Source organism: Streptomyces sp. NPDC002076 (assembly GCF_053593835.1).
Genome location: NZ_JBSFDI010000012.1, coordinates 65834 through 78159 on the forward strand (window position 1 = coordinate 65834; position 12326 = coordinate 78159).

Annotated in this window: 10 protein-coding genes and 1 tRNA gene; 8 read left to right on the forward strand and 3 right to left on the reverse strand. The window is 73.5% G+C overall.

All coding sequences use genetic code 11. The features are described from left to right. The first annotated feature begins 84 nt into the window (after nucleotides 1–84). Nucleotides 85–158 (forward strand) — tRNA-Ala (locus tag ACWCQS_RS25040). Nucleotides 159–207: 49 nt separating this feature from the next. On the opposite strand, the gene ACWCQS_RS25045 is transcribed toward ACWCQS_RS25040, so the two are convergent. Next, nucleotides 208–684, reverse strand: coding sequence for a GNAT family N-acetyltransferase (locus ACWCQS_RS25045; protein WP_451006522.1), 477 nt, complete (start codon nucleotides 682–684; stop codon nucleotides 208–210). A gap of 78 nt (nucleotides 685–762) precedes the next feature. On the opposite strand from ACWCQS_RS25045, the gene ACWCQS_RS25050 reads away from it, so the two are divergent. The 7 genes from ACWCQS_RS25050 (at nucleotide 763) to ACWCQS_RS25080 (ending at nucleotide 10964) form a co-directional block, all read left to right on the forward strand. Next, the gene (locus ACWCQS_RS25050; RefSeq protein WP_451006523.1) at nucleotides 763–1566 is read left to right on the forward strand and encodes an exodeoxyribonuclease III; all 804 of its coding nucleotides are present in this window, start codon (nucleotides 763–765) and stop codon (nucleotides 1564–1566) included. Between the two features lie 247 nt (nucleotides 1567–1813). Beyond that, on the forward strand, nucleotides 1814–2689 hold the full coding sequence (locus ACWCQS_RS25055; protein WP_451006524.1) for a hypothetical protein: 876 nt from the start codon (nucleotides 1814–1816) through the stop codon (nucleotides 2687–2689). 140 nt (nucleotides 2690–2829) lie between these two features. Further along, nucleotides 2830–4959, forward strand: a complete 2130-nt coding sequence (locus ACWCQS_RS25060; protein ID WP_451006525.1) for a hypothetical protein — start codon at nucleotides 2830–2832, stop codon at nucleotides 4957–4959. Between the two features lie 2 nt (nucleotides 4960–4961). Further along, complete coding sequence (locus ACWCQS_RS25065) at nucleotides 4962–6695, forward strand: vWA domain-containing protein (RefSeq protein ID WP_451006526.1); 1734 nt, start codon at nucleotides 4962–4964, stop codon at nucleotides 6693–6695. 21 nt (nucleotides 6696–6716) lie between these two features. Continuing rightward, a complete protein-coding gene (locus tag ACWCQS_RS25070; RefSeq protein ID WP_451006527.1) occupies nucleotides 6717–7394 on the forward strand; it encodes a vWA domain-containing protein in 678 nt (225 codons plus the stop codon). A gap of 766 nt (nucleotides 7395–8160) precedes the next feature. Further along, the gene (locus ACWCQS_RS25075; RefSeq protein ID WP_451006528.1) at nucleotides 8161–9300 is read left to right on the forward strand and encodes a protein phosphatase 2C domain-containing protein; all 1140 of its coding nucleotides are present in this window, start codon (nucleotides 8161–8163) and stop codon (nucleotides 9298–9300) included. Continuing rightward, nucleotides 9297–10964 (forward strand): hypothetical protein, encoded by a 1668-nt coding sequence (locus ACWCQS_RS25080; protein WP_451006529.1) that lies wholly within the window; start codon nucleotides 9297–9299, stop codon nucleotides 10962–10964. The genes ACWCQS_RS25075 and ACWCQS_RS25080 overlap by 4 nt, the downstream gene beginning before the upstream one ends. A gap of 12 nt (nucleotides 10965–10976) precedes the next feature. Here the strand turns inward: ACWCQS_RS25080 and ACWCQS_RS25085 are convergent, their stop codons facing one another. Together ACWCQS_RS25085 and ACWCQS_RS25090 are read right to left on the reverse strand one after the other, a co-directional pair. Continuing rightward, complete coding sequence (locus ACWCQS_RS25085; RefSeq protein ID WP_451006530.1) at nucleotides 10977–11708, reverse strand: Crp/Fnr family transcriptional regulator; 732 nt, start codon at nucleotides 11706–11708, stop codon at nucleotides 10977–10979. 27 nt (nucleotides 11709–11735) lie between these two features. Next, on the reverse strand, nucleotides 11736–12254 hold the full coding sequence (locus tag ACWCQS_RS25090; RefSeq protein ID WP_451006531.1) for a Pycsar system effector family protein: 519 nt from the start codon (nucleotides 12252–12254) through the stop codon (nucleotides 11736–11738). Nucleotides 12255–12326 lie beyond the last annotated feature (72 nt).

The window sequence follows — 12326 nt, forward strand, 5'->3', positions numbered from 1 at the left end:
CACACCTCCGGAAGGCACGCTGACCAGTCAGGGAACGGATTTCCAAGCACCCCGATCGGGATGCTAAAGTTTCACTCGTTGCAAGGGCCTGTGGCGCAGTCCGGTAGCGCACCTCGTTCGCATCGAGGGGGCCAGGGGTTCAAATCCCCTCAGGTCCACGCAGCATGAAGCCCCGGTCGGCGAGAGCCGACCGGGGCTTCATCGTGTCTACAGCTTCTTCGCGAAGCAGCGGCTCTCCTCGTGGTGGCGGTAGTAGCCGAACTTGGTGCACGGCTCGTAGCCGCTCGCGGTGTACAGGGCGATGGCCTCCGGCTGCTTGGTCCCGGTCTCCAGGACCATCCGGACACGGCCGGCCGTGCGGGCGTCCTCCTCCAGGGTGGTGAGCATCCGGCGGGCCAGGCCGCGGCCGCGCATCTCCGCTATGACGAACATGCGCTTCAGCTCGGCATCGCCGTCCTCGTTGCCCTCCTCGTTGCGGTCCTGGCTGCGCCAGCCGCCGGTGGCCACGGGGCGGTCGAACTCGTCGTACGCGATCAGATAGACACCGTGGGGCGGATCGAAGTCCGTCGTGTCGAGGACGGTGGCGTCGCCGTCGTCGCCGTAACGCTCGGCGTACTCGGCCTGGACCTCGTTGTTGAGCTTCACGGCGTCGGGATGATCGAAACGAACGCGACGTATATACATGCTGAGTATCGTACTTCTATGCAGACGTGGGGCCTCGGGCTTTGAGGGCTCCGACCAGTGTGCCGGTATCGTGCCCGGGTGCTGACTGTGACCTCGGTTAACGTGAACGGGCTGCGAGCCGCCGCCAAGAAGGGCTTCGTGGAGTGGCTCGCGCAGACGGAAGCGGACGTCGTCTGCCTGCAGGAGGTGCGCGCCGAGCCGCACCAGCTGCCCGAGGAGGTGCGGCAGCCCGACGGCTGGCACGTCGTGCACGCCCCGGCCGCCGCCAAGGGCCGTGCGGGCGTCTCCCTCTACACCCGGCGCGAGCCCGATCGCGTCCGGGTCGGCTTCGACTCGGCCGAGTTCGACGGCAGCGGCCGCTATGTCGAGGCCGACCTGCCCGGCGTCACCGTTGCCTCCCTCTACCTGCCCTCCGGCGAGGTCGGCACCGAGCGGCAGGACGAGAAGGTCCGCTTCATGGACGAGTTCCTCGCCCACCTCAAGACGCTGCGCGAGCGGGCCGCCGCCGACGGGCGCGAGGTGGTCGTCTGCGGCGACTGGAACATCGCCCACCAGCAGGCCGACCTCAAGAACTGGCGCGGCAACACCAAGAACTCCGGCTTCCTGCCCGAGGAGCGCGAGTGGCTCGGCCGGGTGTTCGCGGCGGAGGACGGCGGCTACGTCGACGTCGTACGGGCCCTGCACCCGGACGTCGAGGGGCCGTACACCTGGTGGTCGTACCGGGGGCGGGCTTTCGACAACGATTCAGGGTGGAGGATCGATCTTGCGGTGGCGACGCCCGGTCTCGCCCAGCGCGCGGTCAAGGGCCTGGTGGAGCGCGCGGCCACGCACGCCGAGCGCTGGTCCGACCACGCGCCCGTGACCGTCGTCTACGACCTCTAGCCGTCACAACTTCCAGCCGTACGCCCGCCCCTGCCAGGCTCTCGAAGGCGTGTGCCGCGTTTTCGAACGTCTGTCACGGATCGTTTTCGGCCATTCCCGCGAGTGCGCCAAATGGCGTGGACCGTCCCCCTCCGTATGCCGTCTACTGGTGGAGCCGATCGATCAACGGCACGCCCGCGGAGAGCACCGGGAGCACCGGAAGGCCCGCGGAGCACGGGGAGTACGGGCAGTACGGGGAGGCACGAGCATGGCGGGAGAGGCCACGCACCACTGGATCATGGTGCTGGACGTCGAGAACTTCAGTTCGCGCCGCGACCCCGTGCAGCGGCGGGTGCGGGCCGCGATGTACCGGGCGCTGGCCGGCGCGATGGAGCGTGCCGGGCTCGCCGTGGCGGACACCGCGGCGGAGGACCGCGGCGACGGAGTGCTGATGCTGGTCAAGCCGTCCGTGTCCCCCGTGCTCATCGCCGGGCCGTTCGTACGCGAACTGGACGTCGAGCTCGGCGAGTACGCGGAGCAGTCGAACGCGGAACACGCGCTGCGGCTGCGCCTGGCCCTGCACCAGGGACTGGCGGCACGCGACGAGCACGGCTGGTCGGGCGACGCCGTCAACACGGCATGCCGGCTGGTGGACGCCCAGCCGCTGCGGGACGTGCTGACCGCCGCCCCGTCGGCGCGGATGGTGTTCGCCGTCTCCGACGAGGTCCACCGCGGTGTGATCGGCCACGGCCACCGTGGCATCGACCCGGCGGCCTACCTGCCCTGCGCCTTCACCACCAAGCACGGCGAGACGATCAGCAGCTGGATCACCGTGCCCGGATATCCGGCCCCTCCGGGGCTGCGGCAGCCGTCCGCCCCCCAGGGGCCGGCCCCCGCGGCCGCCACCCCGGCATCCGACGACCGGCCGGCCGCTTCGGCCCCCACCGTCCCCGGCGAGCGGACACCTGCCCCCGAGACGCCCGGCGACTGCGCCCGACCGCCTGCCTCCGCCACGACCGCACCGGACCCGGACGCCGCCGATGACCGGCCCACTGTCTCGCAGTACGCCCAGACCGTCCAGGGCGACCAGATCGCCCACGACAAACACGTGACCATCCACACCACCGGGAGCGTCCGGCCGTGACGGCCGGCACTCCCGCAGGAGCCCCGGCCGCCGGTTCAGCAGGGGGGAGCCGGCCGGCGGCCGGGCCGGGGGGATCCGCGGCGGGCGGGGCGGGCAACGCGGCCCAACCGCCCGCCCCGGGTCCGGGCCGGGAACCCGCCGTGGACACCCCCGACGGCCCGCCCGCGGGGCAGCCGGCGGCGGGCGCGGACGACAGCGCGGCGCCGCCACCGCAGTCCGGCCCGGGTGCGGAGTCGTACGAGGCGACCGGCCAGCTCGGGCAGGGCTCGCAGCGGCGCGGGCATCTGCAGCACGCCGTCGCCAACGTCGAGGGCGACATGGTCGGCGGCGACAAGTACGTGGTCCTGCTCGGCGGCGGCAGACGCAGGCTGCGCGTGCTGTCCCCGCTCATCGCCGAACGCGTCCGGTTCGCCTACTGCGCGCCCGCCGACCTGCCCGACGCCCGTGACGCCCTCGCCCGGCAGCGGGTGCTGATCCTGCGCGGAGCGGCGGGGTGCGGCAAGTCCGCGATGGCCGTACGGCTGCTCCTCGGGGCCTGCCGGGGCACGCTCTACCACCTGGACAGCGGCGTTGACCTCGCCCACCTCGCCGAGCAGCTGGAGAACGACAGCGGAGTCATCGAGCCCGGCGCCGGGTTCCTGCTGGAGCGCCCCGACGACATCGCCCACCTCGGGCGCGCCACGTACGAGAAGGTCCAGGGCGCACTCGCGCAGGCGGACGCCTGGATGGTCGTCACGGTGACGGTCGGCGAACTCGCCGACGGTGAACTCCTCGCCGCCGTCCGGGACCTCACGGACGCTCCGCGCCCCCTCGACGTGGTGCGCGCGCACCTGCGGTGGCGGCTCACCGAACACGACGCCGACCGGCTGCTGGCCCGCGACGACGTGCGTGCGGTGATCACCGAGTTGCTGGGCGATGTCCCGGCCTGCCGGCAGGCCGGGGACCTTGCCGCGGCGCTGAGCGAGCAGTACGACCTGACCGGCGGCGTCGATCTGGACCGGTTGCGCGAGCACCGGGCCAGGCTGGAGGTGGAGGACTTCGAGATCTGGGCCGAGGGCCTGCCGGACGCCGCCGCCCGCAGCTTCGCGCTGGCCCTCGCCGTGCTCAACGGCCTGCCGCAGGAGGACGTCGCCGAGGCCGCCCGGTCGCTGCGCGAACGGCTGGAGGACGACACCCCGTACGTCAGGGCCGTCGGACCCGACGGGCGGGTGCCCCGCGTCCGGGACCCCTTCGAGACGTCCCGGCGGCGGCAGCTGCTGCGGCTGCGCGCCCACGAACTGGACAAGCCGGACGGCGAGCCGGGCAAGGTACTGGAGTACAAGGACCCCGGCTATGCGCGCCGGGTCATCGTGCACGCCTGGACCCAGTACGAGATCCAGGGTGAACTGCTCGACTGGATCGCCGAGTTGGTGGTTCACCCCGCGGAGCAGGTGCGCGTCTACGCGGCGGCTTCCGGGCTCGGAGTGCTCGCCGCCGAGGCCTACCGGCACATCGAGCGCCGTATCCTCGGCCCCTGGGCGCGCAGCGACAACGCGCTGCGCCGCACCGCCGTCGCCTACGCCCTGTCCGTGGCCTGCCAGCACCCCTGGGTGCGGGAGCAGGCGGCCGCCCTGGTCGACGGCTGGTACGCGGACGAGCGTCCCGCGCCGCGGGCCACCGCGGCCCGCGTGCACGGCCTGGGAGCGGTGTCCGGTCGCCCCGTGGAGGAGCTTGCCCGGCTGCTCGCGGTCGACAGCGTGACGGTGGCCGTGGCCGTCGGCCTGGCGCTGGCCGACCTGGTGGCCGGCGACCCGGACGTGACCGGATCCGTGCTGTCCATGCTGCGGGCCAGGGCCGAGGAGCATCGCTCGGGCCGTGCGGCGACACTCGCCTTCCTGATCGTCGCCGCCCAGGTGGTCGTGGAGACCAAGGACATCGAGCCGGGTGCGCCGGGCGGCGGGACGCCCGAGTGGCCGACCCTGCTCTACCTGGCCCACCACAGGCCCGAACTGCGCGACCCCTTCGTGCGGTTATGGCGCGGCGCGCTGAACGAGTCCTTCTTCCACGACGAGGCGGAGCAGGTCATCGGCGGCTGGGCCGCGCTGGCCGAGCGGGACCCGGAACTGCGCGAGATGCTCCGGCTGCTCGTCGGCGCCATCGCGCACGGGGACGTGCGCTCGGGCCGGATCCTGCGTGGTTGCGCCGACGCCTGGATCCACCCGGAGCGGATCGCACGGCTGCCGCTGACGGCCGCCATGGTGCATGCGCAGCTCGACCTGGAAAGGGTGTGACGATGACCGTTTCGCTGATCCTCAACGACCGTGCGATCGCCCGCAGCCGGGTGGGCGAGCTGCCGAACCTTCCGCCCGCCGTGGCGATCGTCTACCCGGTCGAGGGCGGCCCCTTCGAGGTCGAGCGGGTCCGTACGTTCGGACAGCGCTGGTTCGGCAAGAACCGCGCCTGCTACGTCGTCGACCTCAGCGATCACCGGCGCCAGGCCGCCGTCACCAAGACGCCGCTGACCTGCAAGGACGGCGGGCACCGGTTTCAGGCGACGATCGATGTCGGCTTCCGGGTGCACGATCCGGCGCTGGTGGTGACCAGGAACGTGCGGGACGCGTTGGGCGTGGTGTACGGGTATCTGACCGACCGGATCCGGTTGTGCGCCGCCCGCTTCGCGATCACCGAGGCCATGTCGGCACAGCTGGCGGTCAACCACGAGCTGGACCGGGAGATCCGCCTGCCCGAGGGCATCACCATCTACCACTGCAAGGTCCAGATGGAGCCCGACGACGCGGCCGCCCGGCACATCAAGGAGCTGGAGGAGGCCCGGCGGCGCGCCCGCCTGGGGGTGCACACCCATGAGGCGCGGGTCGGCGAGGCCCGCTCCGACGAGCTGATCGAGGACATCCATGCCGAGGGCCGCAGACGCCGGCAGGCGGCGGAGCGCGCCACGCTGGACGGCACCCCGCTCGACTTCGAGAGCCTCGTGCGGGAGCACCTGGTCCGCCACCCGGAGGAGACCGCGCACGCCCTTGAGCTGCTGGCCCGGGTCCGGGAGGCCGAGGCCGCCCAGCACGAGATCCGCGACCAGCGGCACGCCGAGATGGTCAAGTACCTCGTCGAGCGCGGCGTGATCCGCGAGGTCGACCTGCCCGGGCTGCGGCAGGGCGTGCTCGGTCCGAGCGTCCCCGGCACGGGAGTGGCCGGTGTCCTCGAACGACCGGACGCCGGCATCGCCCCCTCGTTCACCACGGGATCCGTACCCCAGGGCCCGGACTACTCGGCGTCCGCGCCCGCGGCCGTACCGAGTGGCGGGCCCGTGCAGTGGGGCGGCAGCACCCCGGCCCCCGCTTCCGCGCCGCCGAGCGGACTGATCCCGGTGTACGTCGTCCTGGACATCTCGGCGGCAGCGGCCGGCTGCATCACCGACCTGGGGAACGCGCTGCGCTCGATACAGACGCTCCTCGCCAACAGCCCCGACGTGGCCGGTGCGATCCGCCTGTCGGTGATCACGTACGCCGACGGCGCCGATGTGGTGCTGCCGCTCACCGAGGTCTCCTGGCGCACCGGCGTCCCGGGACTGACCACCGCGCCCGGCTGCCGCTACCGGCCGGTGCTGCGGCGGCTGCTGGACCTGGTGCCGCTGGAGACGGAGCGGCTCAAGGAGCAGGTGCCGCGCGTGCTGCGGCCCGTCGTCATCTTCCTCGCCGTCGGCCAGGCCGAGGACGACGTCGAATGGCCCGCCGTGCACGCCGAGTTGATGGCACACAAGTACTTTCCGCACCTTGTGGCCTGCGGGATCGGACCGGGCCGCGTCCGTGCGGTGCAACGGCTCGCCTCGCGGCCCGAGCTGGGCGTCGTCGCCGTCGAGGGGGCGGATCCGGCGCAGTCGGCGGTGCAGTTCTCGGTCCTGTTGCAGCGGACGCTGCTGCACCTGGGCCGGAGCGCGCTCGCCGGGCAGATGGAGCTGCGGCTGGAGTGCCCACAGGGGCTCAGGCCGGTCGTGGCCGAGCACGAGAGCTGAACGGTCGAGGGGAGAACTGGGATGGCCGAGACACTGGGGCAACTGCTGCCCGTGTACGTCCTCGCGGACGAGTCGGGGTCGATGACGGACTACGTCGGCGACCTCAACGAGGGGATGAAGTCGCTGCACGTCGCGCTGCTGGGCGAGCCGATGGCGGCCGCCAAGGTGCGCTTTTCGGTGCTGGGCTTCGCAGGCGGCGTGACGGAACGGCTGATCCTGGCCGACCTGAGAAGCGAGGCTGAGTTGCCACGGCTGTCGGCGGGCGGCGGCACGAACTACGACGCGGCGTTCGGGGCGCTGCTGAAGCGCATCCCGCAGGATGTGCGGACCCTGAAGTCCCAGGGCTACCGGGTGCACCGGCCCGCTGTCTTCTTCCTCAGCGACGGGCAGCCCACCTGTGGCGAGGAGTGGCGCGAGACGCACCGCCGGCTCACCGACCGGTCCGTCACCGGCGCGGCGCCGAACGTCATCGCGTTCGGGATCGGTGAGGCCCGTGCCGAGACCATTCTGTCGGTGGCGACACAGCAGGAGTTCGCGTTCGTGTCCATCCCGGGAGCCCAACTCGGGGACTCCATCGCCAAGTTCTTCACCGCGCTCACCAAGAGCGTGGTCGAGTCCGGCAACGCGATGGCGTCGGGGCAGCCCGAGCTGGTGGTGGAGAAGCCGGAGGGCTTCAGGCTCGCGATCGACGAGGTCTGACGTGGAGAAACGGGCGCGGTTTCGGTGGGGGAAGGGCCGGCCGGCCGAGGGAGGGGACGCCCCGGATCCGACGGACCCCGCGCCGCCCCCCGACCAGCGGCACGATGCGACGCGGCAGCCCTCGGCACCGCCCGTGCCGCCGGTGCCACCGGCACCCGAGTACCGGGTTTCCGACTACGCGGTCTCCGAGTACACGGTGCCGGCATACGACGTTCCCGACTACTCCGTCCCGGAGTACGACGGCCCGGACCTCGCCGCACCGCGGCAGCCCGGCAGCCCGCCCCGGCCCGGGCAGCCGGGCGCAAGCCGGCCGTACGACACCCGGCAGCAGACCACCCCGCAGGGCGGGCCCGCCGCACAGCCACAGGAGGGCACGGCACGGCCGGACACACGGCATCGGCACGGGCCGGACGGGCCGCCGTACCAGGATGGGTCGGGTCGGTCGTCGGCTTACGAGGGTGAGTCGGGCCGGTTGTCCACCGACGAGCGCCGGTCGGATCGTTCGTCGTCGTATGAGGGTGGGCTGGATCGTTCGTCCTCGTACGGGGGTGGGTCGGGTCGGTCGTCCTCGTACGAGGGTGGGTCGGGTCGGTTGTCCGACGAGCGCGGGTCGGATCGTTCGTCGTCGTATGAGGGTGGGCTGGATCGTTCGTCGTCGTACGGGGGTGGGCCGGATCGGTCGTCGTCCTACGAGGGTGGGCCGGGCGAGTCCCCGTCGTACGGTGGCGCGGGGTGGCGGCAGGCTTCCGGTGCGGGGCGCTCGGACGTGCCGGCGTCGGGCACGCGGCCGGCGGCGCACGGCGCCGCGGCGTGGTGGGAGGCGCCCGGTGCGGGGCGCTCGAGCGCGGGTGCGCGGGCCGGTGACGGTGTACCGCCTCAGGCGCGGCAGGCCCGCGGCGGTGCGCCGGGCGAGGCGGGAGCGCTTGCCGCCCCGGGGCCCCGGCACGCGGCGCCGAGCGCCCAGGAGCCCGCGCCACAGCGGGGACACGGCACGCCGGGGCCCGGCTCCGGCCAGGAGGCGGGCCGATGGCGGCGCATCGTGCTCGGCACCCCGGCGGCGCACGTGGAGCCAAAGCCGCCGCCCGCCGACCCCTACCGCCCCGACACAGTCTTCGACGGGTGGTCGACCCCGCACCTGACCGTCCGGCTGGCCTCCGTGCGGGGGGACGCGCACCGTTTCGGCGGCCGGCCCCGGCAGGACGACGTGGTGGTCGCCTGGCACGAGCCGACCGGCACGGTCGTCTTCGCCGTGGCCGACGGAGTCTCCTCGGCCCGCCTCTCGCACGTGGGGGCCGCGCTGGCCTGCCGTACGGCCGTGAACGACCTGCTGGTCCAGCTGGGCGAGGACCGGCCGGGCCCGGACTGGTCCCGGGTCCTGAAAGCCGCCGCGTACCAACTGCTCATGCGGGTCGCGCACGGCCGGGAGCCGTCCGAGGCCGACCGGGCGGAGGCGGTCGGCACGCTGGCCACGACCCTCGTGACCGGCACGGTCACACCGCTCGAGGGCGGCGCCATGCGGGTGACGGTGATCCGCGCCGGGGACTCCTCGGCCTGGTGTCTGCAAGGGGGCCGGTACGCGCCGTTGCTGCACGACGAGGACACGGGCTCCGACGAGATCTCCAGTACGGCGGTGGTCGCCCTGCCCCGGCTGTCGGCGCGCTCGCGGCCGCTGACGTACACGCTCCCGGCGGACGGGGTCCTCCTGGTGGGCACCGACGGTTTCGGTGTCCCGCTCGGCGATGGAACGGGCCTGGTCGGAGAGCTGTTCGCCGAGGGGCTGACGGTGCCGCCGCCGGAACCGAGGACCCTGGCCCACCTGCTGGACTTCTCGCGGGAGACGTTCGACGACGACCGCACCTTGCTCGCCATCTGGCCCCGCCACCGCCTGCCCGGTGGGACACGGTGACCGGCTCCGGAGCCGTGCGGATCCCCAAGGCGCGGCTGGTGTTGGGCCGGACCCTGGGGGACGGCGGCCAGGGCACCGTGTGGGAAGTCGAGAAGCGGCTGATCAACAAGACCTGGCCGGTGGCCTACAAGGAGTACAAGCCGAAGGCGCTTGGCGAGCTGCAGGTCGAGGTACTGGACCGCATGGTCGCGTTCCTGCCCGGCAGGCCGGCCGAGGTGGGCGAGTGGATGGCCCGGCACACGGCCTGGCCCGCGGCGCTGGTGACCGAGGGGCCGGACGTCCGCGGCTTCCTGATGCGGCAGATCCCGGACGAGTTCTTCATCACCGTGCCCTCGGGCGCCCGGAAGACACTCGGTTTCGAGTTCCTGCTCAATCCCCTCGATTTCGTGGAAAAGATGGTGGGGGAGGTGTCGCCCCGTCAGACGTTCGGCCTGCTGCTCGCCCTCGCCGACACCCTGCAGCGGCTGCACGAACTCGGCGTGGTCGCCGGTGACTTGTCCCCGAAGAACCTGCTGTTCTCGCTGTCGGGGCCGCGGCCCGGCTGCTTCCTGATCGACTGCGACGCCATGGGCGTGGCCGGCGCATGGGCGCTCAAACCCGTGCAGACGCCCGGCTGGGAACTGCCCGCCGGTGAGGCACCCGAGACGACGCGGGGGGACGGCTACAAGTTCGCGCTCCTCGCGACGCGTCTGTTCCTGCACGAACAGCACGGGCATGACACGCATGCCCTGCGGCAGGTCGACCAGGCCGTGGGCGACCTGGCCGAGCGCGGCCTGAGCAGCACACCGTCCGACCGGCCCGAACTCTCCGAGTGGCTCGATCCACTGCGCCGGGCGTTCGACACCGCGCCCGTCACCTGGCCCGGCCCCGGGCGGCGTCCGGCCGGCGGGCCGTCGGCCGCTGCGGCCTCCGCGGGCACGCGACCGGCCGGTGCGGGCCCCGGGGTGCCGGGCGGCCCCCGCCCGCAGGGCGTTCCCGCTCCCGCTGCGGGTGCACCGGCCGGCGGGCCCGTGCCCTCGTTCGTCCCGCCCCCGTACCGCCCTGCGGCGAGCGGTCCGCCGCGCTCGCGGGCGGGCGCAGTGGCCGCGGCGGTGATCGGGATCATCGTGCTCCTCGTCGTCCTGGGCGTCTGGTGGAACGGGCACGGCGGCGGCTCCGCAAGCGGCAGCGACGCCATCGGCGGCGCCACCACCCGGCAGAGCGAGGCCCCGACCACGTCGGCCCGCGCGGCCCAGGCACGCGCGCTGAACGGACTGCTGGCCGAGAACACCGGCCGGCGCGGCGGGGTCGCCGACGCGGTGACGTCGCTGGGGCGCTGCAGCGACCTGTCGGACGACCGGCAGGTGTTCGCCGATGCGGCCGACGCGCGGGCCGGACTGGTGGACAAGCTGGACGCGCTCGATCTCGACCGGCTCCCGGACGGCCTCGCCGCCGACCTGCGCACCGCCTGGCGCAGTTCGGAGAAGGCGGACCGAGCCTATGTGCGCGTGGTGGACGCCGTGTCGGGCGACTGCACCTCCGGCAGCGCCGCCGCGACGAGCGCCTGGCACGACGCGGCCGCCGCGAACGCCGACGCCACGAAGGCGAAGCAGGACTTCGTCGCGGCGTGGAACCCCCTCGCGGACGAGTACGGCCTCGACCGGCTGGCCTGGACGGACCTGTGAGCCGCGGGCCGGTCACCCGCTGCCCGCCGCCGGCCCGCCCTCCCGCACCCGCTTCAGGGCGTCGGGGTTCTCGATGGTCAGATGGGTGCGGCCGGTGGTCACCCAGCCGTCGGCGCGCCACTGTTCGAGGACGCGGCTGACGGTTCTGCGGGAGCCGAGGACCAGACCTGCGAAGTCGTCCTGGGACAGCGGCAGTCCGATCTCCACGGTGCCGGAGGCGCGCCGCCGGCCGTGGGTGGCGGCGAGGTCCAGCAGCAGTCCGGCGAGCCGGGAGGCGACCGGGTCCGCGCCCGCCGAGGTGCGGTGCCGGTCGGCGTCCCGGAGCCGGGCGGACAGCACCCGGTGGACGGCGCCGGTGATGACCGGATGGTCACGGGCCGCCGACCGGAACGCCGCGGCGGGTATCACCAGGGCCGCCACGGGGGTGACGGCGGTCAGCGTCGCCGACCGGGGGCCGCCGTCGAGCCCCGCTTGTTCGCCGAGCAGGTCACCGGGGTTGCGCAGCGCGAGCACCGCCTGGTAGCCGGCGGCGGAGACGGAGGTCACCTTCACGCATCCGCGGCCCACGACGAGGAGGTGATCGGTGAGGTCGTTCTGGCGCAGCAGCTCTTCGCGGGCCGCGTACGCCGCCATCCGTCCGGCGCGGCGCAGCGCGGCGCGGGCGGGGTCGTCCAGCAGGTCCCAGAACGGGGTCCGGCCGGGCCCGCGTCCGACGGGGCCGCCACCCGGGACATCAGCGGCCATCGCCGTCCTCCCTTCCTCGGTCAGCGGTCAGCCGGTGAGGGCGGCGACCGCGATCAGCAGACAGCCGGCGACCGCGGTCAGCAGCGACTGCCGCACCAGCCGCTGCTTGACCCAGAGGATGCGGCTCATGGTGACCAGCTGGCGGGCCAGCGCGGGCAGCGGTTCGTGCCGGGAGAGGCTGTCGGCGAGTTCGTCGGGAGTCCAGTGGCGTATGTGCCCGTAGAAGACGAAGTCGTCGGCGTAGGCGGATCTCACCCGGCCGTCCCGGTCGTGGCGGGGCAGTACCGCGAGGACCGCGAGCACGGCGGACAGCGCGAGCAGCGCCAGCCCCGTCCACAGGAGCGTCTCGGGGAACGGGCCGCAGACGCGGCCCAGCCGCTGTCCCGAGCCGGACATCGCCACCACGGCGGCGACGGCGGCGGACTCCATGGCCAGGGCGAAGGAGGCCTTGGCGTCGGCGGTGCGGGTCCACTCCGCGAGTACGGCGTGCACCCGCCAGGCACGCTCCGTCGCCTCCTCGCGCGTGGTCCGTTCCTCTTCGGACACTGTCTGGCTCCCCCCTGCCACCGATGGCCGCCGCCCGGCGGCCATGGGAGCCGAGGGGGGCCGGATGGACGT

Bases quoted from the DNA above. Each gene is read 5' to 3' on its own strand.
- ACWCQS_RS25045 (WP_451006522.1), bottom strand. From the start codon at position 684: ATGTATATACGTCGCGTTCGTTTCGATCATCCCGACGCCGTGAAGCTC.
- ACWCQS_RS25065 (WP_451006526.1), top strand. From the start codon at position 4,962: ATGACCGTTTCGCTGATCCTCAACGACCGTGCGATCGCCCGCAGCCGG.
- ACWCQS_RS25070 (WP_451006527.1), top strand. From the start codon at position 6,717: ATGGCCGAGACACTGGGGCAACTGCTGCCCGTGTACGTCCTCGCGGAC.
- ACWCQS_RS25085 (WP_451006530.1), bottom strand. From the start codon at position 11,708: ATGGCCGCTGATGTCCCGGGTGGCGGCCCCGTCGGACGCGGGCCCGGC.
- ACWCQS_RS25055 (WP_451006524.1), top strand. From the start codon at position 1,814: ATGGCGGGAGAGGCCACGCACCACTGGATCATGGTGCTGGACGTCGAG.